The sequence below is a fragment of the Kribbella sp. NPDC051952 genome (genome assembly GCF_040680855.1).
Classification (GTDB): Bacteria; Actinomycetota; Actinomycetes; order Propionibacteriales; family Kribbellaceae; genus Kribbella.
The window spans coordinates 12,682-34,403 of the sequence record NZ_JBFAXQ010000032.1; the positions used below are offsets into that span (position 1 = coordinate 12,682).

Consider the following 21,722-nt stretch of genomic DNA (forward strand, 5'->3'; position numbering starts at 1 on the left):
GTCACGACACGCTCTCAGTGATTACTATGTGCGACCAGGGTCTTGGCAACAGAGCGTGATTGGGTGCATAGTCCTCTCTTGTAATGGGGTCGGGGATTTTCTTACCATCTGGCGCCAAGGATGGTAAAATTAATACAACATGGGGGAAGTTCCGTGGGTTATCGCAATAAGACATATGTCGCCTTCGCCAGCGAAGACATCGATCACTACTACATGATGAAGGCTTGGCGAGCGAACAAGAACATTGAGTTCGATTTCTACAACGCTCACGATCTGTATCCTGCTCGCGACGCGAGCCTAGATGAGTCGATCAAAGCGCAACTCCGCGAGCGCATGAAGAATGCGAAGCAGTTCGTTCTTCTTGGCAGTTCGTCCGGCAAGAAGAAAGGCGGGAACGGCACCTCGTTCCTCGCCTACGAAGTTAAGACGATGGTGAACCTCGGTCTGCCTGTCGTGGTGGCGAACATCGAAGGCAATCGGCGACGGGAGATCGACAGGAGCCTGATCCCGACACCCTTGCTTGACGCCGATTACTACACTCTCTCAGTTTCATTCCAGCCGGCAATCATCAAGTTTGCACTTGATAAGTACGCGCCGCAATTTGTTGGCAGTAAAAAAACGGGCCCGCACTACTACGAATCCGACATTTACGAAAAACTTGGCCTATGAGTCGGGCGCTCCTGCATGATTTGAGACGTTGGCGATTCTGGCGGCACTTTGCGATCCACGCGCTGTCGGCAATCGGGTTGGTCGCTCTCGTTGCGGGGCTGCTTGATGTCTTCTTCCCCGACATCGCTGAAGGGGCGGGAAGGTGGTTGACGATCGGCACGATCGTGCTCGCCCTGGTCTATGCGTTCGTGCGGTCTTGGCCGCGGCCGATCGAGCAGCAGTATGAGACGCCGAACGTGAAGATCACACTCGTGCGAGGTGACATCCTGACGCAGGACGCGGATCACCTGGTCATTGGCATGCAGACAACATTCGACACCGAAACGCCGAAGATCATCGAACGCAAGAGCCTTCAAGGACAGTTCGTTGAGAAGGTCTACGGCGGTGATGTCAAGCGGCTCGACACTGATCTCGAACAAGTGCTCAGTGGTATCACGCCGACGACCACCATCTTGAAGCCGGGCAAGACGAAGGTCTACGAAGTGGGTACGGTTGCCGTCTTGGAGCACCCAACCCGGTGCTTCTTTTGTGTGGCGTACTCGGAGATGGATGACAAGAACGTGGCGCGTAGTTCTATCGAGAACGTCTGGCGGGGTCTTGATCGACTGTGGCGCGAAGTGACTGACCACGCCAACGGTGGGACAGTGGCTGTGCCAGTGCTTGGTGGTGGCCTGGCGCGACTGTCGCAGATTCTGCCCGCCCAGGACTCGATTCGGTTCATCATCTTGTCCTTCATGTTCGCCTGCCGCCATGAGCGGGTGTGCGATGAGCTCAAGATCGTCGTACAGCCGGCGCAGTACGATCGACTCGATCGCCTAGAGATCCAGGCCTTTCTCATGTCGCTGAGGGCATCGTGATGTCAGAGTCGCTGCAACTCCCAGACGACGGCTCGTGCGCCTTCTGCGCCTACCTCAGCGGAACGCGCCCATATACGATCCTCGGTCGTGACGACGTGACGGCAACCTTGGTGACCCGAGAGCAACGAGGCATCGCCCATCTCTTGGTGATCCCGGTCCGCCACGTCGAGACCATCCTCGACCTCGAGGACGAGGAATCCGGCGGGCTGATGATCGCTGTGCGGGAAGCCGCTCGGTTCATCGACCGTGCAGAAGGTCGCCCAGGCATCGCGGTCTGGCAGAACAACGGCGTCCCCGCAGGGCAGTCGATCAGCCACATTCACTTTCACGTGGCTGGCACGCTGCCGGGTGGGCGCACAGAGTGGGGTGATGTTCCGGAGCTGTCAGTTGACGAGACGGACCGGCTTGCCAAGAGACTGCTTGGGGGATTTCGCTCGTGATACGACTGGGCACATAGGGTGAACTGAGAACTGTGAGCCCTAGCGCGTTAGGTTACTAGACTGAGGCCGCCCGGGAGAGATGAGCATTGATGACACACGACCTCTTTATTGCGTATTCTCGCCGGAACACTCGCTTCGTCAATCGGCTAGTAGAAGACTTGAAAAGCCACCACATTGATGTTTGGCTTGACACGATTGAGCTAGAGGTCGGCGATCTCTTCAACTTGAAGATCGAAGAGGCGATCGAGAACAGCCGCTACTTTTGCCTTGCGATTTCACCAGGAGCGCTTGCGTCGTACTACGTCCGTCAAGTTGAGTTTGAATCAGCATTTGCCATATTGGTTCGGGATAAGCGTGAGTCGTTCATCCTTCCTATACTGGTACAGCCAGTTACTTCGCCGCTCCCTGCGCGACTTCGCGGCCGACAATATCTCGATTTTACGAAGCGTAATTGCTATAGTGAGAATATGCGAAAGTTAGCTAGAAAAGTCGGTCTGCCCTCCGACTCATTCAGTGGCAGTCGGTGGTACAAATCACTTGAGATCTCGCCGCTCGGGCAGCCAACCGGCATCGGGTCGCTTACGCAGATAGCGCCGACCGGCTCGTCGTACTGCATATACTGGGAGGAAGGCGTCGTTCAGCGAGTCGACGTACTTCAGAACGCGAAGCTGATCAACTTCAAAGAATTCATCTACGACGCCAAAGGTCGGGTCGTCGAAAACCGTATGTACTCGCCAGATGGCAGCGGCGGGTGGCACATCGAAGAAGATGTGTGGTACTACACCTACGATCCAAAAACCGGCCGCCGATCCAAAAAGTATATGAAGTATCAAGGAGCGCGGAGCGGTCGCGAACTGACCTATAACCAAGACGGTCGCCAGATCGAAGAGAACATCATCACTGAGAGCGGCGAGCCGGACGCATCGTACGGGTACGCTCGCAAACTGTTTGAGTATACCGACAACGATGCCGTGATTGAACGCTGGTACGACTACGACGCAAACCTCATCAAGGTTGTCGATCACTCGCAATCGGAGTCAGTGTAGGCGGAAGTTGATCCGTTAGATAGAACCTCGCCTAATGTGTCACAATAGAGACTGATGAACGGTGACAAGGAAAGACGAGCGGGCAAATCGCTGGGCGACATACTTATCGAGGAATTGTCCCCAGAGCTGCAAAAGCGGCTGGCTGATGCGATAACGAAGGCTGTGCAACCTCACCTGGTTGAGGTCAATAAGGCTTTTGCGGCACGGATCGCGCCACAGCTCGAAGGCATGTTGAAGACCGTCGCAGCCAATATGCCGAAGCCCGACCTCTCGCACCTTGTACTTCCTGCACTGAAGATCGACTACGAGACGCTCTTTCCGAACCTCGCCGAGCTAAACCAGACGTTGCTCGAGGGGCTGAAGCCCGCACTTGAGGCGACACACCTCTTGCAGCGCGAGCAGTTCGGCAAGATCTTTGAGCGGCTCCGCCAAGTGGTCGAGTCGATACTGCCGCCGAATTGGCGTGGTGCGAGTGGTCTCAGTGTCGATCTGCTTGAGACACTGCTGCTGGATGAAGGTCTGCCGTTGGCATGGATCCCACCCACCGACGTACTAGAGAAAGTGTTTGCTGCGCCGACGCCGGCCAAGCGCAGAAGCGTCATTGGCAGAAACTGGAAGACTATAGGGGAGTCGTGCGTCCAGGTGCTGGATAGCATTGAGGACCCCGGCCTCAGTGAGCATGTTCAGTTCGCGCGCCTGTCAGCTGAGTCGCTGCTTGGCGCCAGCTCCGCACCGTCGCAGGCGCTCAGCGCAAACCTGCTTGACAGTGTGCTTCGTGCGGAGTTCAGCGACCATCGAGGTAAGGTCACCAACCAGAAGCAGCGTCTCAATATGGACGACTATCCCATTCGTGTGGCTATCGTCCTTGGGGCCGTCTGGTCTGCACACGGTACGTACTGGCCCGACAAGGGTGACAAGATACCCATTACCTTTAGCCGGCATGCGAGTGCTCACGGCGTATCGCGTCGCCAGTACACAAGGATCAATGCGACGCTGTCGCTCATGCATGTGACGGCACTACTCAAGATGTTGGACGTCGACACGTCTCGATAGTTAGTCACCCCGCTACGCCCGCCCGTGTGTGTCTCGCATCCTTACTCCCGCCCGCTTCAGAGCCTTGTGAATCGTCGAGTAACTACGACCCATCCGCTTGCCTACGTCTGCCAGCGACAGTCCCGCGGCGTACAGTTGTGTGGCTTGCCGAACCTCGGTCGAACTCATCCGGGGCAGCCGGACCTCTACGCCTGCCCCGCGCAGCACATCAAGCACATACCGCTTCGGCAACTGGAACAACTCTGCAAGCCGCCCGCTGGATTCGCCGGCCTCGTACAGCTCGACAAGCTTTGTAGCTGTCTGCTGGTCGAGACAATCCCGTAGTGATACACGTACTTTACGTGACGGCGCGGTGAAAGTTTCCGACTGCGGGTCACTCTCCGCAGCATCAATCACTTTTTGTAGCTGATTCAGGAGATGGGTCTGGTTTGAGTAACGAACTAGGACCTCCACCACAGGTCGGGGGTCCTTTCCCGGTCGGGAGAGGGCCTCTTCTGTTTGACTCGGGAGGCTAAAGACTCTCGGTTGCTGATGAGTCGTCGGCAGCCGTCCAACGGACCGCGCTGATCGCGGCAACCGGACGTGATGCGTGCATCGATGGGGCAGGATCGGCTAGGTGTTGATCAAGGTACTGATGGTTCATGACGACGAACCGGCGATCGTGCAATGTGAGACGCCGGTGGGCACTCTGACAGCGCGGTGGCGGAGTGAGGAGCTTCCAAGCGCCCGCGAGACCCACCATGTGGAGGTGGCGACTGTCGGCCACCTGGTCTGGGGCGAGAACCTCACGGTCTCAGCCGGATTTGCGCGAACAGAGGATGGACGTCATTGATCGGCGTAGTCGAGCACGTCGAGGGTGCTGTAGTAACGCTACGAGTGAGCGACTCCATCCTTCTTCTTGAGGCAGACGGGGAACCGCCGCCTGGCGTTCTCGGCGAGATGGTCTCGGTGCGACCGCGTGAGTTCGAACTTTGGCCGACGGGTATCTGAGCATGCCTGACATCGGCAGATCCGTCCGTTAAGACTGCCACCCTGCGTCGTCGAAGGCCGCGCAGAGTCGCACACCAGTTGTCGGACGACAGGGCGGTCAGTGGCGTACTTGGTAGCGGAGGTGGAGGACTCGGTTGGCCTGGATTGCTACGTCGGGGTCCTCTAGTAGGTGTTGGGCGTTGATCGGGCCGAAGTAGGGCTTGCCGGATCCGAAGATTACGGGGACGACGTCCATGCGGACCTCGTCGACCAGGCCTGCGGCAAGCATCTGGCCGCCGACGTCGCCGGCGGCTACCTCGACCATGCGGTCGCCTGCAAGCTCCTGGGCTTTGGCGACGGCTGCCTCGACGCCGTCGACGAAGTGGAACGGTGCCTCGGGGTCCCAGCCGTCGGGCGCCGGCCGGTGCGTTACGACGACCACGTGGTCGACCCCGCCCGGAGGTTTCCCGTCCCAGCCGTCCGTGATGTCGAAGACGTGGCGACCGGCGATTGTCGCCCCGAGCTGGTCCCAGTACGGCCGGGTGTAGTCGTACGACGTCTGCGACACCTTCACGACACCGCTCTCGTCCAACGGCACGTCACCGCTGAGCAACCAGTCGAACAGCGGTCCGGGCTGGTCGTTCTCGTCGGCTATGAAGCCGTCCACCGACACCGTTGCGTACATGACGACCGTGCCCATTGGGCCCTCCTCTGGTTTGGGGTGCCCACAAATTAGCGTCTCGTGGCCTTTCGCTCTTGTAAGAAATCAATCGGCCGGCAGCGACCAACCGTCCAGCGCGTGGCCGGGATGTTCGCGCAGGAACTGCCGCCGGACTTCGAGGTACCGGGTCGGCGTGAGCCCGGTGAATGCCTGGAACTCGTGGCCGAAGTGGGCTTGATCGAAGTAGCCTGCGCCCGCGGCGAGCTCGCCCCAGTCGACCGGTTCGACGGGGTCGATTGTCAACAATGTGGTGGCGAAGCGGTGGGTGCGGGCCAGCCGCTTCGGCGTGACGCCGATGAGCTCCTTGAACCGCTTCGCCAGATGAGTGCTGCTGACACCGGTTGCCACGGTCAGGTCGCCGACCGGCACCGCCCCGCTGGTCGCGGCGATGACGCTGCTCGTATGACGGACCAGCCCCAGGCCGGCGGTCTCGCACAGCCGTCGCATCATCTCCTCCTCGAGCAGCGTCAGCATCTCGTACGGTCCGTCCGCCGTGGCCAGCCGGTCTCGCAGCTCAGTAATGGCCGACCGGCCCCAAACCTGCTCTACCGTCACCGGCCGGTCGCACAGCTCGGCCGCGGGCATCGGCAGGAACGGCGCCAGCCCCCACGGCTTGAAATGCACGCCGACGGACCGGGTCCGGGGTGGGTAGCCGAAGTCCCACGCGCGGGTGGGCGTGGTGACGACGCAGCCGTCGGCGTACTCGGCCGTCTCGCTGTCGCTGCCGCTGCGGATGTGGAACGGCGCCCCGAGGTTGACGATGAGCAGCGCCATCGGCGCCGGCGGCAGCGTCAGCCGCGCGTACGGCGCCGTACCGTCCAGGTAGTAGAGGTCGTCGATCAGTCCGTCCAGCGGCGATCGCGGCACTCTGGACACATACTCCACACCCACAGCATCGCCGATGCCCCGCCGGCCTCGCGCGACGGATGGGGTGCTCTCGGCATCGTCGGGCGTGACTTGTCATCCACAAAACGATGAACAAGGATCGTCCGGTGGGCGCCAACGGGGATCAGTCGCAGGGGGCTTTGCTCATCACCGGGTCCGTGGGGGTGGGCAAGACCTCGGTGGCGGAGGCTGTGGGGGAGTTGCTTGCTGGAGCCGCGATTCCGCACGCTGTCATCGACCTCGACTGGCTGGCCTGCTACTGGCCAAGCCCGACAGATGACCCGTTCAACTTCGACCTGCAGTTGCGCAATCTTCGGAGTATGGCGCGCAACTACCTCGACGCGGGCGCGGAGCGTCTGGTGCTGGCCGGCGTTGTAGAGAGCCGAGAGGATCGGGAGCGGTACGCCGGAGCGATTGGCGTCGATGTCGCCGTGTGCAGGTTGAGCGCGGATCTGGAGGTCATACGGCAGCGGCTCATCCAGCGACACGGGACTGAGGAACGACGACGGCCTCCAATGGCACCTGCGCCGCGCGCCGGAACTCGAGCAGATCCTCGATCTCGCCGGGGTGGAGGACTTCACGGTGACCACCGATCGCCCGGTGGCCGACGTAGCAAAGACCGTGGCCACCGCGGCCGGCTGGCTGTAAACCCACACCGTCCCGACCGCCAGGCGCTTTCGGTGGTGCGCCCGGGGGAGCGAAGATCCGCTCCCGCCGCCTTGGTCGCGAGGATCTAGGGTCGTCGTACCGTTGTGGCGTGGAGATGATCCGTCGGTTCGACGCTGAGACGTTTGCCCGAGGGCTCGCCGATTGGGCCTGGCTTATCGGTGATCGAGACCTGCGGCCGATTGCCGCATCGATGTTCGGCGACGTCTTCCTGCAAGGGCCGGACGGAGTCTGGTTTCTGGACTCGCTGGAGGGCACGCTCACTCTGGAGTGGCCCGACGCTGAGGCGCTGCAAGGCGCTCTGAACACGCCCGAGGGGCAAGACCAGTACCTCCTTGGCGGTATCGCGATCGGCGCCCAGCAGCGCGGCGTCGTACCTGGTCCGTCCCAGGTGCTCATGTTCAGCGTGCACCCGGCGCTCGGCGGCGAGATCACGTCAGGCAACGTCGAAGCAATGGACTACGTGGTCGCGTCCTCGATCTGCGGTCAGCTTCGACGACAACTGAAGGACCTGCCGCCTGGTTCGCCGATCACCGAGATCTCGCTCAAGAAGTAGCCCCGAGCCGCCCTCACCTACCGCGATCCGCGCGAGGGTCACGAAGTCGGGGTTCTCGAGTGCGAACATGCGCTGGTTTCTAGGAGCGGGGGCGTGTGGGGAGTGGGTCGGTTAGGAGGTCTAGGTGGCCGGCGTGGCAGGCGGTTTCTTCGAGCATGTGCACCATTACCCATCGAAGGGTCACGGGACCTTTGCCGAATGATGGTCGGGGCGCGGTGGTGTCGAGGCTAGGGAGTTGACTTGCGACGTTGCGGCTGCGTGAGCAGGCTGCTCGGTAGAGCTCGGCGATTGCCTCGACGGTGTCGTTGGCTGCGGACTCGAAGTCCCAGTTCGGTTGGGTGTCGAACGGCGCGGACGCCCAGGGCTCAGGCAGAACGCCGCCGCCAACGCGCGCGATGAACCAGTGGTCCTCCACGTGCGCGAGATGCTTCACCACGGCGCCTGGGGTCAGGTTGGTTGCCGGTAGGGACTTGGTTTGCGCCTGCTCATCCGTCAGCCGCCCGAATCGGGTCAGCACCCGATGACGGTACTGATCGAGGAACTGGCTGAGGGTGGTGCGCTCGTCAGCGTCGAGGTCGGGGTAGAACTGTGCCTCGTCGACGGTCATCAGGCGTTGGTCCTTCCGTGATGGTTCCAGGTCGCAGCGCGCCAGGAATCAGCTGCTCAACGTGTCTGTTGGCACAACGATGGCCGTTGGCTCGGGACCTTCCGAGGGCTTGGCAGGCGGGGAGAATCAGGGGGCTAACGGGCCGCTGAATCCGGATGCTATGTATACCCGTTTGCTGCCTGTACACGGGTCAACATTGGCCCGGTCGGTGTCCACGGACCCTCCTCCGACCCACACCTCATCACCCAATCGCCGGGTCGGTTGGCCGGTGGCGTCGATCAGGACGATCTCGCCGTCGTGGATTGCGACGCTCCAGCCTGGGGGCCAAGCAACGTCGACGTCGACGAGCCTTTCGTCGGGGCCGACTGGAATGCGGACTACCAGGCAGTTGGTCGAGGTGTCGATCTCGAGAGTGCCGATCAATTGAGCCTGCATCGACACGCACGGGGCTTCACGCTGAACCGTCAAACCAGGAACTAGAAGATCATTGTCCCGAGCTGTATCCCCAGCGACCGAATCCTCTTCACGAGATCCCGGGTCATCAACCATCACGACCAACAAATGTAGACCTTGCAGAAGCAGTAGGACACCTGTCGTGTCGCCGGGCGGTCCGCACCTCGGTGTCCTGATTCGGCCGGGGCTACTTGGCTTGGTGGAGGAGGTGTTCGCGTTGGGAGATGCTCGTGGTGGCTGGTAAGCGCCACATGGTGTGGGCGGCGGACATGAGTTGGGCGGCTCGGGCGGGTGGTACGCGGCCGTAGCCGGTACCGAAACCAGGTGCGGCGACTCTCGTGATTGTGTTGGCGGCGGGATGGCGGTCAATGGCCAACAGGCCCGCCCAGAAGGCGTTGTGCACGGCGATATCCATCTCGCCTGACAGCGGCATCGGTACGCGCATGGTCGGTGCATAGACAAGCCAACGGCAAGGCTCGCCGCCGGTGGGAACCACACTCGCTGCCCCGACTGGCAGGTAACCGTGATGCTCGTCAGCTACCGCTGCCCAGACTGACCGCTGAACATCGGGCCAGTATCCGGCGAGTGCTCGATCGACACCGCCGTCCATCTGGCCGTAGCTGTTTCCTGCCGTCAGTACGGCGTCGACGGCCGGCAGCACGTCCAGCAACGATCCTTGGTGTACCTCGACCGCGCCTTCGTCGATCTGTGCGGCGAAGGCGTCTCGCCAGGCTGAGACGAGATCGGCGTCGAGGTCGACGAGCAGCAGTTGAGGCGGGGTCATGCAGCCGTCCTTGGGTGGAGCTGGAGCTGGAGTTGGGTCCAGGTGGGGTGTTAGGTTTTTGGGATGGGGTCTTATTCGCCGGCTGAGGCGGCTGCTGAATCTGGGTTCAGTATTGATACGTTGCGGTATTACGAGCGGGAAGGGATTTTGCCGCGGATCGAGCGTAGTGCTGGTGGGCGGCGGGTTTATAGCGACGGCGATCTTTGGATGCTTGGGTTTCTGCGTTGTTTGCGGGATACGGGTATGTCGATCGAGCAGTTGCGGCGGTACGGCGAGTTGAGCCGGGACGAGACGACGATGCCGGAGCGGGTCGCCTTGCTTGAGGAGCATGCCGCCTCGATCCGGGCGAGGATGGCCGAGCTCGACGCGACCCTCGCCCGGGTCGAGGAGAAGACGGACTGGTACCGCGCGGAACTGCGCCGTACGGCGGATGCGACGTCCTGACTCACATTCCGCAATTGAGGCTGTCGACGCCTAGGCGTCATTCAGCGTCGCCAGTTCGTCCTCGGTGAGGGTGGTGGATGCGCCTGCCACGGCTTGCTCGAGCTGTTCGATGCTGCTGACTCCGACGATCGGGGTCAGTGCCGGGCTGCCGGAGGCCAGCCATGCGAGCACAACCTGGCCCGGTCGGAGGCCGCGCGCGTCGGCGATACGCGACAGCGCCGCCAGCCGTCGTTCGGTGCCTGGGTGGCGGTACTCGGTCTCGAGTGGGCGGTCGTCGCGGTCGTAGCGGCCCAGGAGCGTGGCGGTGTAGACCCAGCCCTCGAACGACGGGTTGCGTCGCAGGAAGTCGAGGCCGTCCGGTGACAGCATTCCGAGCGGGATCGGCTGACCCTCCACCTCCATGCCGCCGGCGGGCTGAAGATACGAGTAGCGCTGCTGATAAGCGGTTGGTTGCGGGTGGCCGTTGCGTTCGGCGGTAGCTCGGATCCGTTCGAGCAGCCAGGACGGGTGGTTCGACACGCCCCAACGAGCGGTCAGGCCATCACGGACCAGCCCGCCGAACGTCGCGACCAGGTCCTCCACCGGGACGGCCGGGTCTTCGACGTGCGCCCAGTACAGGTCTACTGCGTCCACGCCCAGCCGCTCCAAGCTCTGTGCCATGGCTCCGCGTACGACGTCCTCGCTCAGCCCTTCGAGGTGGTCGGGGAACCCGCCGACCCGCGTGGGCTGAGCACCGACCTTGGTGCTGAGACGGACACGCACTCCGGAGTTCGACGCCAGCCAGCGGCCCAGCAGCGCCTCACTCTGGCCGCCGAAGCCGGTCTCGGAGGTCCAGAAACTGTAGTTGTTAGAGGTGTCGATGAAGGCTCCGCCCAGTTCGGCGTACCGGTCGAGGATCGAGAATGCGGTCCGTTCGTCCACCCTCGTGCCGAAGTACATCGTCCCGAGGGCCATCGTGGGTGTATTCATGGCTCCAGCCTCTGACCTGGAGCGCGCTCCAGGTCAAGCCACGAGTTCAGGGGAGCAGAGCCGGGTTGATCAAGGGGCCGTCAGGATCTGCTGGGCGGTGGCTTCTGGGGTTTGGGTGGTTGTGTCTACCCAGAGGTCGTACGGCATGCCTTCGTGGGATCGGTGTTCGGACCAGCGGGACAAGCCCCGGGGGTTCTTTCGGGCAAGTTCTCGGCGTTCCAGTTCTTTGAGGTCGCAGCGGACGCCTACGGTGATGGTGTCCAGGTCTGCGAGGGTTGTGAACCAGTGGTCTCTGGCCTCGGGGCCCAGCATCATTTCGTCAATGATTACGGGGTTTCCGGCTTGAACGAACTCGCGCACGGCTCGGTGGAAACCCTGCAGCATGCGCAGACCGATCGGGCCGTAGGAGATGCCGGTGACGGGATTGCCGTCCTCGGGCGGGAGATCGACGTACTGGAAGCCTTGGGCTCGATGGGCTCCCATCGGGCCGCCGGCCCATTGCGAGGGGACCATCGCGAAGCAGGTGTCCAAGCCCATCAGCAGATACGGCACGTCCAATGCGTCCTGGAGTGCTCTGCCCAGGGTTGTCTTGCCGGCGGACGAGGGGCCGTTGAGGAAGATGACTGAGGGGAGGGAGGTTCGCGGCATTGGATGAGTATCGTCCGCGATGCCGCTAGGCCGAACTCAATTACGGCCCGACGCTGGATGCGAGCTCACGTAGTTGGGCGAGCTTGGCGGGGAGGGCTCGTAGGTTCTCGCTGATGTTGGTCTCGATGGTTGCGGCGTCACCCATCCAGCGGGCCGGTGCGGCTTCTCCGAGCGAGACTCGGATCTGTTCGCTGAGGACCTGGATGTGGTTTCTGGCCACGCTGAGGAAGAGGTCGGGTCCTGGCCAGGCGAGGTTGCCGCCGGCTGCGGCGTACGCGGTGAGGATTTCCCTTGTCTGCTGGGGGTTTCCGGCTGCGAAGATGTAGGCGACGCGGGCTGCTTCGAGGGCGGCGCTGTCGGTGCGGACGCTGTCCCAGTCGACCAGGACGGGGCCGTCGGCGGAGATGACGAGGTTGTGCGGCTTGAAGTCGCCGTGCGTCGTCACCAGGTCTGGGACGTGGTCGCAGAGGTCGGCGATGCGTTCGGTGACGGCGAGAATGTGCGGAAGGCTGTCGGCGTACAGCTCCGCCCAGTCGCGATCATTCGTGGACCAGCCTTGCCAGGTCGCCGGCGGATGGATCGCCTGCCGCCACCATTGAGGTAGGCCGACCTCGTCGAGTGGTTGTAGTTGATGGACTTGCAGCATTGTGCGGGCAAGCCAGGTCGAGACGTCGCCACCAGAGCGGTGCTCGATCCATGGGTAGACGCGGAACAGTCGATCTTCGATACGCGTCAGCCAGCCCAGGACGGGATCGGTCGGCATGATCGGCTCCGGCATGTCCACGCCCGCGTCGAATGCCCTGCGCTCGAACGCCATCGCGGCAGCGAGTTGGTCGGTCAAGTGCTCGCCGTTGAACTGGGCAGTGGTCGGGAAATACCCCTTGACGAAGTAGCTGCCGGTGGAGGTGTTGAGCCGCCAGGCGTCGGTGTCGCCGCGCCGGACATGGATGAGGTCGCCGTCGGGGTCGCCCAGGTCGAAGGCGAGCGCGATTTCGTTGGGAGTCGGCGTGTACAAGCTTTCCTCCACGGTTGCTGTTGGGAGGCAGCCAGGGTAGCCGCGGCGGCGTACTGTCGAGAGATGAACCTTGGGGTGGGGTTTCAGGGGCGGGTGGAGGATGGGCTGTGGCCTCTGGTTGAGGGGTTTGTCGGCTCGCATGATGTGGCGGGGTTGGCCGTTGGGGTGGTGCGGGATGAGGTGGTTGTCTCGCGGGGGTTCGGCGTACGCGATGTTCGTAGTGGGGCCGACGTCACGCCGGAGACGATGTTTCATCTGGCTTCGGTGTCCAAGCCGTTTGTTGCTACGGCGATCGCGTCGGTCGTGGCTGACAAAGGGCTTGATCTGGATGCGCCGATTGCCGAGTGGGTGCCTGAGTTCACCTTGGCTGACGGACGCGCTGGGGAGGTTACAGCTCGGCGGCTGTTGAGCCACACGAGTGGGCTTCCGGATGTGATGGACTACGCCTGGCACGATCCTCAGCTCGGGGATGACGCGCTGAGCGAGTTCGCCCGGAGCCTGTCGGGCTGGCGATTGCAGGCGGAGCCGGGATCGGCGTTCTCCTATTCCAACGCGGGGTTCGAGCTGCTCGGGTTGTTGCTGTCGAGGGTGATGGATACGACATTCGAGGACGCCGTACGCCGACAAGTCCTGCAACCGCTCGGGATGCGGCAAAGCACCTTCCTGCGCGGCGAGGTGCCTGCGGACCTGGCTGCGTCACCACACGTGGGGATGCCGCTGTCGGTGCCCGGCGACGCCTATCCGTACACCAGGCGTCATGCCCCCAGCTCGACTCTGCACTCCAATGTCGTGGAGATGTGCCGCTGGATGGTGGCCCACTTCGAACCAGTCGAGAAATCTGACGAGCAGCGGGCGCGGCTGGATGCCGGTGTGCTCGACTTGATGTGGGAGCCGGTGCACTCGATCGGGCGCCCTCCTTGGATGGACGCGATCGGCCTCGGCTGGTTCGTGGGGAACTACCGCGGGCATCGAACGTTGAGCCACGCCGGTTCGGACCCTGGGTTCGGGTCGAGGTTCGTTCTGGTGCCTGAGTTGCGTACGGGCGTCGTCGTACTGGCCAACTCCAACAACGTCCCCGCTTCGGACATCGCCGCGGCGGCGCTCGATATCGCGCTCGCCGATGTCCCGCTCTCGGCGAAGCCTGACGGGACGGGCGACCTGGGCGCGTTCCCGCGCTCTGTCGTCGGGCCCGTCGCCGAGGTGCTGAGAGCGTCGGGGCCGGAGGCTGCCAAGGCGGAGTTCCACCGGCTGGCCGCGGTTGAGCCGGCCGAGTTCGATCTCGACGACGAGGGGTTCGTCGACGCCACGTGGGGAGCGATCGAGCTGCATCGCCCGGGCATGGTCTGGCCGCTCCTGCGACTGTGGACCGACTTGCGTCCGGACTCATCGCCTGCATGGACGATGACCGGATGCGCCCATCAGCTCGACGGGCAGCTCGACCTGGCCAGAAGCACCCTCCAACGCGCCAGTGACCTCGACCCCGACAACGACGATGCCAAAGAGATCCTGAGCAGACTCCCCTCGACCTGACCAGCCTCGCGGCGGGCCGGAGAGAGCCCGGCCTAACCGGCAGACCGAGGTACTTGGTGCAGGCGGGTCCAGCCTTGCCAGCCTCGGGCTTCGAGGATTGCCAGCAGGCGTTCGGCGCCGGGGGAGGAGTTGAGCATGGTGGCGTCGAGCAGGGCGGCGAACCCGTCGTCGAACGCGGTGGCGTCCAGTTCACCGGCCGCCGCGGCCCGGATCGCCAGTCGCTCGATGATGTCCGCGAACTCGACGATCCGTGCGTCGTCGGCCGGCATCTCGACGGCGCCGTTGAGTAGGCTGTAGAGCTTGATCACGTCGGGGTCGTTCAGATCCTCGTGTTTCCTGGCGATCACGGCCTCGATCGCGTCCGGTACCTGGGCCGCGACCATGATCCAGGCATCCCGCTCCAGCTCGATGTACTGCTCCTCGACGCCGAGATCGCGCAGCCGATCGAGGTAGTCCACGACGCACTCCGGGAGCGCGAGGTGCTGTCCACCGGCCAGCCTGGCAAGCCGTTTGCGAGTGCGCTGCACTCGCCGGATCTCGCCCCGCAGCTCCTTGTCGATCTCCTGCACGCCATCGGCGAACTCCTCCGGCCCGGCGTCGAGAAGCTCCTGCACCCGGGCCAGTGGCACACCCGCGTCCGCCAGCGCATGAATACGGATCAGGCGTACGACGGCGTCCGCGTCGTACGAGCGATACCCGGACTGGTCGCGCTCAGGCTCCGGCAGCAACCCGATCTGGTGGTAGTGGCGCACCGCCCGCGTCGTCACCCCGGCGTACGTCGCTAGCTGACTGATGGTGAGCATGTCCCTCAGACTGCCTCAGGCGATCTTGCGGCGGTAGGCGGCCATCGCGAAGAAGTACGCGACGACGAGGATGCCGACACACCAGGCGAGCGCGGTCCAGATGTCGTCGCCAACAGCCTGTTCGGCCAACAGCGCACGGATCGTGTCGACAATCGACGTCACCGGTTGGTTCTCGGCGAACCACCGCACCGGGCCGGGCATCGTCTCGGTCGGCACGAACGCCGAACTGATGAACGGCAGGAAGATGAGCGGGTACGAGAACGCGCCCCCGCCTTCGGCCGTCTTCGCGGAAAGGCCTGCGATCACGGCGATCCAGGTGAGCGACAAGGTGAACAGGAGCAGGATGCCGACGACCCCGAGCCACGCCAGTACGCCGGCTCCCGAGCGGAACCCCATGATCAGCGCGACGACCACGACGACCACGAGCGAGATCAGGTTGGCGGCCAGCGAGGTCAGCACGTGTGCCCAGAGCACACCCGACCGCGCGATCGGCAGGGACTGGAACCGCTCGAAGATCCCGGTGTTCAGATCTGTGAACAACCGCAGCGCGGTGTACGCGATGCCCGACGCGATCGTGATGAGCAGGATGCCCGGCAGCAGATAGTCGACGTACTCGACCGGGCCGGTGTCGATCGCGCCGCCGAAGACGTAGACGAACATCACCATCATGGCGATCGGCGTGATCGCGGTCGTGATGATCGTGTCCGCGCTGCGGGTGACGTGGCGCAGCGTTCGGCCTGTGAGTACGGCGATGTCGCCGACGTACTGCGCGCTCATGACCTGTCCCCAAGGCCGTCGCCGACGAGGGTGAGGAAGACGTCCTCGAGGGTGGGCTGCTTCTCGACGTACTCGATCTTCGCGGGCGGCAGGAGTTGCCTGAGCTCGGCGAGCGTGCCGTTCACGATGATCCGGCCCTGGTGCAGGATCGCGATCCGATCGGCGAGTTGCTCGGCCTCGTCGAGGTACTGCGTCGTCAGCAACACCGTCGTACCGTCGCGGGCGAGCTCCTTGACGGTCTGCCACACCTCGATGCGCGCCTCCGGATCGAGCCCGGCGGTCGGCTCGTCCAGGAAGATGACCGGCGAACTGCCGATCAGGCTCATCGCGATGTCCAGCCGGCGACGCATGCCACCTGAGTACGTCGAGGCTCTCCGCCCACCGGCGTCCGTCAGGGCGAAGCGGGCGAGCAGGTCGTCGGCGATCGCGCCCGGGTCCTCGAGGTGCCGCAGTCTGGCGACCAGTACGAGATTCTCCCGACCGGTCAGGATCTCGTCGACCGCGGCGAACTGCCCGGTCAGGCTGATGGACTCACGTACGTCGGCAGCCTGCGTCGCAACGTCGTACCCGTTGACCGTTGCCGTGCCCGCGTCAGCCTTGAGTAGCGTCGACAGGATCCGTACGACGGTGGTCTTGCCGGCCCCGTTCGAGCCGAGCAGGGCGAAGATGCTGCCCTGCTCGACCTCGAACTCCACGCCGCGCAAGACATGCAGCTCCTTGTACGACTTCTCCAGACCGTGCACGCGAATGCTCATCCGACTCCCTTGTGGCTGCTCCCGTCGCCTTCCGAGGAAGCTCTTGCCAGCAGGATGAAGCGTTGACGCAACGTCAAGGTCAAGTCGTTAGCAGGGGGCCGCGGTGAGCTTGATGTAGTAGACCGGGGTCCAGTTGTAGAGGTCCCGGACCGGAGGCGGCTCGCAGCCGATCTCCGCGCCGTTGGCACCGAGGATCCGCATCGCGGCTCCGAACCCCTGGGTGTTGTCGGTCACTCCGACGCCGTACCAGTTGTACAAGGTGTAAGTGCCGTACTTGTAGAACTTGAACCAGTAGTACCCGTTCCCGTAGGGCACCGAGGCACACGCGTAGCCGACGGAGCAGGTGACGTTGGGGCTGCCGGGCGGGAGATACACGCGGTACGCCGCGGCCGGAGACGTAGTCGGCGCTGCGGCCGCCACCAGCCCGTCGCCTGGCTCGTCCTGCTGAACCGCCTGGGCAGGTGTCACCCCTGCGCCGACCGCCAGACAACTCATCAGCAGCCCCAGTGCCGCCATGACTGTGCGCTTTCCGATTCCCATGAAGCCCTCTCACCTCTTGTCGACAATCGTCCGGTCGACAATCAGTCGAACACCGCCGGGTGTCAGGGCATCGACCTTTGAGTCAGGCTTGAAAGGTCAGGTGTGCAGGGTGGGGCGGTAGGTGAGTTCTTGGGTGTTGTTGTCGAAGGTGTGGTGTTCGATGAGTTCGAGGTCGAGGTCGGCTGCGCCCTGGAAGATCGGGGCCGCTCCCGTTTGGCCGGTGATCACCGGGAACAGGGTCACCTGGATGCGGTCGACCAGGCCGGCGGCGAGCAGTGCTCGGTTCAGCGACAGGCTGCCGTGGGAGCGCAGGGGTACGTCGGACTCGTTCTTCAGGCGGGCGACGATGTCGACGGCGTCGCCGCTCGCGATGGTCGCGTCCGGCCAGTCGAGTGGTTCCTGCAGTGTGCTCGAGATTACCGTCGCCGGCAGGTCCCGCATCCGGGCGACCCAGGGGTCGAGCGCTTCGAGTTCAATGCCTGCGGCAAGGATCTCCACGTTCGTCCGGTACGTCGTGGCTCCGAAGACCATCCGCGGGTTCTCGCTGTACTGGGCGAGGCGGTGTGCGAGGAATTCAGGGCCTTGCTTGCCCCAGTAACCGCCCCAGTCGCCGGTGTGGGAGCCGAAGCCATCGAGGCTGGAGAAGACGTCGAAGGTGTAGGTAGCAGTCATGATGATGCTCTCCTAGAAGTGTGCGATCTGGGCTCCGTCGTTGGCGCCCTTTACCTCTTCCACGAACCCCTCCACCCCGATCCGACACAATCACACGGATTTTCTGCTAAACCTTGCCGGTTCGTTGGCGGGCTCGGTAGGTGCGCGTCTTCTGGCGGTTGCCGCAGACGCCCATCGAGCACCAGTGCTTCGAACGGTTCTTCGAGGTGTCGTAGAAGGCCCACTGGCAGTCGTCAGCGGCGCAGACCTTCAGGCGGACCCAGGTGTCGTCGGCTTGTGCGTCGGCCACCGCTACGAGGAGTGAGGCCAGACCGCCTTTGACGCCACCGACGGCGGGGGTGAGTCGTGGCCGGGTGCCGTCGAAGACGATCCGGAGGGGCAGCCGGGTTGACGTCGCGTCGAGATCAGCGACTGGCGACGTGTCTTCGCCCTCGTGGTGACGCAGCATCGCGGTGCGTAGCCCGGATCGGAGCGTGCGGGCCAGGTCGAGATCGCCGGCAGTCGCGCGCTTGCCGGCCTCGAGTAGGTCGTGGGTGCGGAGCCAGTCGGCGAGCGCGGACGCATCGGTGAACGCGTCGAGCTGAGCGGCATCGACGTCGACGTCGTAGGTGTTGGCGAACGCGCAGAGCAGGTTGGCGTACGCCGGTGCTCCCGGAGCCGGGGCCGGATTGGGCGCCACGATTCTCATCTCCTCTTCTCAGAACCTCGCGACACCACCATAACGCGAAAGCTGGTTGCATTCACGCAGGTAACCGGCATAACCTCTTAACTGGTGTTGAGGTCCGAGACTGAGAAGGAGTGACGGTGTCCGAGAACGTCGTACCCAGTGGGCGGCCGCGGGTTCTGCTCGTCGGCGGCAAGCCCAAGCAGGTGCGGAAGGCCCATGAGCTCGGGTTGGACGTGGTTCTCGTTCAGTACCCGGACGCGTATGAGCGTGGCCATTGGCCGTTCGTCGAGCAGGCATTGCTGCTCGACTACGGCGACATCGACCGGCTGCTGCCGTTGGTGCGAGCGTTGTACGACGCGTATCCGTTCGAGGCGGCTGTGTCGCTGTTCGAGCTCGGGCTGTTGCCGGCGGCAAAGATCAACGAGGCGCTCGGGCTGCGTGGGGAGTCGGTCGCCACGGTGGAACTGTTGCTGGACAAGTGGCGGATGCGCCGGCACTTGGCGGAGCGTGGGGTCAGCCCGGTGGCTTCGGCGGTGGGGCGTTCTGGGGAGGACGTTCGGGAGTTCGTTGAGGCGCATGGGTTGCCGATCATCGTCAAGCCGGTCCGGGAATCGGGGAGCTTGGGGGTGTTCAGGGTGCAGGACCAGGCGGACGTGGACGCGGTGGCTGAGCGATTCCGGGCGCTTGATGACGGGCATTGGGTGACGGGGGATCTGGCCGATGCCGACTCCTTCGAAGAGTTCTTGATGGAGGAGTTCCTGGATGGGCCGGAGCTCAGTGTCGAGAGCTTGAGTTTCAACGGCCGGCATGTGCTGGTGGGCGTGACGGACAAGGAGATCCTGGTCTCTGGGTTCGTCGAGATCGGGCATTCGCAGCCGAGCGGCATCTCGGCCGAGACGCTGGGTGAGGTCGCCCGGTTGGTGATCGAGTTCCTTGATGCGGTGGGGTTGCGGAACGGGCCGGCGCATACCGAGGTGAAGCTGACGTCGCGCGGTCCGCGGATCGTTGAGTCGCACAACCGTATCGGTGGTGATCGGATCAACGAGCTCACCGAGGTGGTGTACGGCGTTGATATGGAGCGGTACGCACTCGGGGCGGGGTTCGGTGTGGTTGAGCCGCTGGTCGCATCGCCTGAGGCTCGGGGCGGGGCGGCTGTCCGATTCCTCACGCCCGAGCCGGGGCGGGTTGTGGAGGTGTCCGCGGTTGACGCCGTACGCGCGGATCCGGCGTACGTCGATCTCGAGCTCAGGGTGGGGCCGGGCGACGAGGTGTCACCGCTGACGTGGAACGAGGACAAGGTCGGCCTCGTCATCGCGCGCGGCGCGTCCGCCGCCGAAGCAGTAGCCCACGGCAAACGCCTCGCCGCAACAATCCACCTCCCCACCGAGCCGATCCACGAGCCCGCTGAGCCGATCCACGAGCGCGCTGAGCCGATCCCGTGAGCACCGGGTCGGGGGTTGGCGGGCCGAGCGAGCAGCCGGGGTTTTGGACGGCCGTGCGGCGGTTGCCGGGACGGGTTTGGGTGGTGAGCGTTGGGATCCTGGTCAACAAGGTTGGCAACTTCTTGCCTGTGTTCATCGTGTTGTACCTGACTGAGCGTGGTTACTCGGCCGGCGCTGCGGGGTTGGTGTTGGGGGTGTCCGGGCTGGGCAGTGTGCTCGGGAATGCCATCGGCGGGTATCTCGCCGACAGGCTCGGACGGCGGTGGACGATTGTGCTGTCCGGCGTAACTACGGCCGCGCTGACGGCGACCGTGCCGTACGTCGGACCGCTGCCGGTGATCGTCGCGGTGGTTGGCCTCATCGGCGTGACGTCGCAGATCTACCGACCCGCCGCGGCGGCGGTGCTGGTTGATGCCGTCGCGACCAATCAGGAACGGTTGGCCGCCTTCGCGGTGTTCCGGTTCGCGATGAACATCGGCGCTGCCCTGGGTGGCGTCATCGGCGGCGTGCTGGCGAGCACTTCGTATGCGGAACTCTTCCTGGTGAACGCCGCCGCCTGCCTGCTGTTCGGCGTGGTCGTGGCGGCCCTGCTGCGTGATGGCCGGCCCCAGCCGCAGGACGAGCCCAGGTCCGGCGTCCAGGCGGACAAGGGTGGATACCGACAGGCGCTGGCCGACCGGACTCTGGTCCGGTTCCTGGCGATGACCGTGGTAGCCGAGTTCGTCTACATCCAGACCACGGTCGGCCTCCCGCTGCACGTGAGCGACATAGGTCTGACCGCCCGCGACTTCGGCCTCCTCATCGGGCTCAACGGTCTGGTGGTGCTGGTCCTCGAGCTACCCACCACAAGCCTCGTATCCCGCTACCGACCGGAGTACGTCCTTGCCATCGGCAACCTGCTCGTCGGCATCGGGCTGGCGGTCACCGGCGTCATGACCGGCATGGCGCTCCTGGCGGCGACCGTGCTGGTCTGGACGCTGGGCGAGATGATGTACAGCTCCGTCGCCGCCGCCCACCTCGGCACCCTGACCCCGCCCCTGCTGGTCGGCCGCTACCAAGGCCTGTACGGCGTCGCCTACACCATCGGCACCGGCGCCGGCCCGCTCATCGGCGGCGCTGTCTACGCGATCGGCCCCTGGGCTCTGTGGCTCCTGATCGCCGCAGCCGGCCTCCTGTCCGCCCAACTGTGCCTACCCCGCAGACATACTGTCCTCCGTGCAACTTGAGAAGGTCCGCGTCCACCACCGCACCGGCCAATGGTGTCCAGGCGTCCGGACCAGCGACAACGTCGTCGCGTACGACGTACCGATCCTCCCCAGATGGCAGGTACCAGGCCGGCCCACCGTCGACCGCTGTTACGTGATCGCGGACGAGGGGGTCCAGATCGCCCAGCCGAACACGTTCAGCGGGGTGCTCGAAGGCGGGTGGTACGTCGATCTCGTTGACGTGGAGGAATCGGAGCCGGGACTGCTGGTGATCCACGACCGGGACATCGACCTGCTGATGCCGCCGAGGAGTATCCGCTACGAGCTGCTCGACCTCGACGAGTTCGCCGACGCCCTGGAAGACGGCTCGATGGATGTCGCGACCGCGGTGCGGACCCTGCGCAACACCCAGCGCTTCATCGACGGGCGCCTGCGCAACCTGGACGAAGACCCGCTCAGCGAGTGGCCGGACTTCCCGCCCGCCGCGGTGCTGGAGCTCGCTCAGCTGCCGCCGTTCTGACACCTTCTCGAGGCTCTGACGCAGGCGGG

General features: G+C 64.0%; 26 protein-coding genes. 12 read left to right on the forward strand and 14 right to left on the reverse strand.

Going from position 1 to position 21,722, the window contains the following annotated elements; all coding sequences use genetic code 11:
• The first annotated feature begins 153 nt into the window (after window positions 1–153).
• The 5 genes from AB0L70_RS36395 (at window position 154) to AB0L70_RS36415 (ending at window position 4,065) form a co-directional block, all read left to right on the forward strand.
• Entirely contained in the window at window positions 154–669 is a 516-nt protein-coding gene (locus tag AB0L70_RS36395; RefSeq protein WP_363691392.1) for a TIR domain-containing protein, read from the forward strand.
• On the forward strand, window positions 666–1,526 hold the full coding sequence (locus AB0L70_RS36400; RefSeq protein WP_363691393.1) for a macro domain-containing protein: 861 nt from the start codon (window positions 666–668) through the stop codon (window positions 1,524–1,526). Before AB0L70_RS36395 ends, AB0L70_RS36400 begins: the two co-directional genes overlap by 4 nt.
• Complete coding sequence (locus tag AB0L70_RS36405; RefSeq protein WP_363691394.1) at window positions 1,526–1,966, forward strand: HIT domain-containing protein; 441 nt, start codon at window positions 1,526–1,528, stop codon at window positions 1,964–1,966. Before AB0L70_RS36400 ends, AB0L70_RS36405 begins: the two co-directional genes overlap by 1 nt.
• An 89-nt stretch (window positions 1,967–2,055) precedes the next feature.
• Window positions 2,056–3,012: a toll/interleukin-1 receptor domain-containing protein gene (locus AB0L70_RS36410; protein WP_363691395.1), complete on the forward strand. Its 957-nt coding sequence runs from the start codon at window positions 2,056–2,058 to the stop codon at window positions 3,010–3,012.
• Between the two features lie 54 nt (window positions 3,013–3,066).
• Window positions 3,067–4,065, forward strand: a complete 999-nt coding sequence (locus AB0L70_RS36415; RefSeq protein WP_363691396.1) for a hypothetical protein — start codon at window positions 3,067–3,069, stop codon at window positions 4,063–4,065.
• 12 nt (window positions 4,066–4,077) lie between these two features.
• On the opposite strand, the gene AB0L70_RS36420 is transcribed toward AB0L70_RS36415, so the two are convergent.
• The 3 genes from AB0L70_RS36420 to AB0L70_RS36430 all read right to left on the reverse strand — a co-directional run bounded on the left by AB0L70_RS36420 (window position 4,078) and on the right by AB0L70_RS36430 (window position 6,640).
• Complete coding sequence (locus tag AB0L70_RS36420) at window positions 4,078–4,233, reverse strand: helix-turn-helix domain-containing protein (protein ID WP_363691459.1); 156 nt, start codon at window positions 4,231–4,233, stop codon at window positions 4,078–4,080.
• 919 nt (window positions 4,234–5,152) lie between these two features.
• The gene (locus tag AB0L70_RS36425) at window positions 5,153–5,734 is read right to left on the reverse strand and encodes a dihydrofolate reductase family protein (RefSeq protein WP_363691397.1); all 582 of its coding nucleotides are present in this window, start codon (window positions 5,732–5,734) and stop codon (window positions 5,153–5,155) included.
• A 66-nt stretch (window positions 5,735–5,800) separates the two neighbouring features.
• Entirely contained in the window at window positions 5,801–6,640 is an 840-nt protein-coding gene (locus AB0L70_RS36430) for a helix-turn-helix domain-containing protein (protein WP_363691398.1), read from the reverse strand.
• A gap of 89 nt (window positions 6,641–6,729) precedes the next feature.
• Here AB0L70_RS36430 and AB0L70_RS36435 point away from each other — a divergent pair, with 89 nt between their 5' ends.
• Window positions 6,730–7,377 carry an AAA family ATPase gene (locus tag AB0L70_RS36435; RefSeq protein WP_363691399.1) on the forward strand — a complete coding sequence of 216 codons (648 nt, stop codon included), beginning with the start codon at window positions 6,730–6,732 and terminating at the stop codon, window positions 7,375–7,377.
• Between the two features lie 20 nt (window positions 7,378–7,397).
• Window positions 7,398–7,862 (forward strand): hypothetical protein, encoded by a 465-nt coding sequence (locus tag AB0L70_RS36440; RefSeq protein ID WP_363691401.1) that lies wholly within the window; start codon window positions 7,398–7,400, stop codon window positions 7,860–7,862.
• 79 nt (window positions 7,863–7,941) lie between these two features.
• Here AB0L70_RS36440 and AB0L70_RS36445 read toward each other — a convergent pair whose 3' ends face one another.
• Window positions 7,942–8,469: a DinB family protein gene (locus AB0L70_RS36445; RefSeq protein WP_363691402.1), complete on the reverse strand. Its 528-nt coding sequence runs from the start codon at window positions 8,467–8,469 to the stop codon at window positions 7,942–7,944.
• A gap of 640 nt (window positions 8,470–9,109) precedes the next feature.
• Window positions 9,110–9,706, reverse strand: coding sequence for a macro domain-containing protein (locus AB0L70_RS36450; protein WP_363691403.1), 597 nt, complete (start codon window positions 9,704–9,706; stop codon window positions 9,110–9,112).
• Between the two features lie 63 nt (window positions 9,707–9,769).
• Between AB0L70_RS36450 and AB0L70_RS36455 the strand changes: the two genes are divergently transcribed.
• Window positions 9,770–10,150 carry a MerR family transcriptional regulator gene (locus tag AB0L70_RS36455; protein WP_363691404.1) on the forward strand — a complete coding sequence of 127 codons (381 nt, stop codon included), beginning with the start codon at window positions 9,770–9,772 and terminating at the stop codon, window positions 10,148–10,150.
• Between the two features lie 30 nt (window positions 10,151–10,180).
• On the opposite strand, the gene AB0L70_RS36460 is transcribed toward AB0L70_RS36455, so the two are convergent.
• The 3 genes from AB0L70_RS36460 to AB0L70_RS36470 all read right to left on the reverse strand — a co-directional run bounded on the left by AB0L70_RS36460 (window position 10,181) and on the right by AB0L70_RS36470 (window position 12,794).
• Window positions 10,181–11,119, reverse strand: coding sequence for an aldo/keto reductase (locus AB0L70_RS36460; protein WP_363691405.1), 939 nt, complete (start codon window positions 11,117–11,119; stop codon window positions 10,181–10,183).
• Window positions 11,120–11,188: 69 nt separating this feature from the next.
• The gene (locus AB0L70_RS36465) at window positions 11,189–11,767 is read right to left on the reverse strand and encodes an AAA family ATPase (protein WP_363691406.1); all 579 of its coding nucleotides are present in this window, start codon (window positions 11,765–11,767) and stop codon (window positions 11,189–11,191) included.
• A 40-nt stretch (window positions 11,768–11,807) separates the two neighbouring features.
• Window positions 11,808–12,794 carry an aminoglycoside phosphotransferase family protein gene (locus AB0L70_RS36470; protein WP_363691407.1) on the reverse strand — a complete coding sequence of 329 codons (987 nt, stop codon included), beginning with the start codon at window positions 12,792–12,794 and terminating at the stop codon, window positions 11,808–11,810.
• A 51-nt stretch (window positions 12,795–12,845) separates the two neighbouring features.
• Here AB0L70_RS36470 and AB0L70_RS36475 point away from each other — a divergent pair, with 51 nt between their 5' ends.
• Window positions 12,846–14,312: a serine hydrolase domain-containing protein gene (locus AB0L70_RS36475; RefSeq protein ID WP_363691408.1), complete on the forward strand. Its 1,467-nt coding sequence runs from the start codon at window positions 12,846–12,848 to the stop codon at window positions 14,310–14,312.
• A gap of 32 nt (window positions 14,313–14,344) precedes the next feature.
• Here the strand turns inward: AB0L70_RS36475 and AB0L70_RS36480 are convergent, their stop codons facing one another.
• From AB0L70_RS36480 to AB0L70_RS36505, 6 genes are all read right to left on the reverse strand, one after another.
• Window positions 14,345–15,115 (reverse strand): MerR family transcriptional regulator, encoded by a 771-nt coding sequence (locus tag AB0L70_RS36480; RefSeq protein WP_363691409.1) that lies wholly within the window; start codon window positions 15,113–15,115, stop codon window positions 14,345–14,347.
• Between the two features lie 15 nt (window positions 15,116–15,130).
• Window positions 15,131–15,892, reverse strand: coding sequence for an ABC transporter permease (locus AB0L70_RS36485; protein WP_363691410.1), 762 nt, complete (start codon window positions 15,890–15,892; stop codon window positions 15,131–15,133).
• The gene (locus tag AB0L70_RS36490; RefSeq protein ID WP_363691411.1) at window positions 15,889–16,647 is read right to left on the reverse strand and encodes an ATP-binding cassette domain-containing protein; all 759 of its coding nucleotides are present in this window, start codon (window positions 16,645–16,647) and stop codon (window positions 15,889–15,891) included. The genes AB0L70_RS36485 and AB0L70_RS36490 overlap by 4 nt, the downstream gene beginning before the upstream one ends.
• 87 nt (window positions 16,648–16,734) lie before the next feature.
• Window positions 16,735–17,187, reverse strand: coding sequence for a hypothetical protein (locus AB0L70_RS36495; RefSeq protein WP_363691412.1), 453 nt, complete (start codon window positions 17,185–17,187; stop codon window positions 16,735–16,737).
• 96 nt (window positions 17,188–17,283) lie between these two features.
• Window positions 17,284–17,859 (reverse strand): dihydrofolate reductase family protein, encoded by a 576-nt coding sequence (locus AB0L70_RS36500; protein ID WP_363691413.1) that lies wholly within the window; start codon window positions 17,857–17,859, stop codon window positions 17,284–17,286.
• A 106-nt stretch (window positions 17,860–17,965) separates the two neighbouring features.
• A complete protein-coding gene (locus AB0L70_RS36505) occupies window positions 17,966–18,547 on the reverse strand; it encodes a CGNR zinc finger domain-containing protein (protein ID WP_363691414.1) in 582 nt (193 codons plus the stop codon).
• A gap of 116 nt (window positions 18,548–18,663) precedes the next feature.
• Between AB0L70_RS36505 and AB0L70_RS36510 the strand changes: the two genes are divergently transcribed.
• From AB0L70_RS36510 to AB0L70_RS36520, 3 genes are all read left to right on the forward strand, one after another.
• Window positions 18,664–19,968, forward strand: coding sequence for an ATP-grasp domain-containing protein (locus tag AB0L70_RS36510; protein WP_363691415.1), 1,305 nt, complete (start codon window positions 18,664–18,666; stop codon window positions 19,966–19,968).
• An 83-nt stretch (window positions 19,969–20,051) separates the two neighbouring features.
• A complete protein-coding gene (locus AB0L70_RS36515; RefSeq protein ID WP_363691416.1) occupies window positions 20,052–21,194 on the forward strand; it encodes an MFS transporter in 1,143 nt (380 codons plus the stop codon).
• Entirely contained in the window at window positions 21,184–21,693 is a 510-nt protein-coding gene (locus tag AB0L70_RS36520) for a DUF402 domain-containing protein (protein ID WP_363691417.1), read from the forward strand. The genes AB0L70_RS36515 and AB0L70_RS36520 overlap by 11 nt, the downstream gene beginning before the upstream one ends.
• Window positions 21,694–21,722 lie beyond the last annotated feature (29 nt).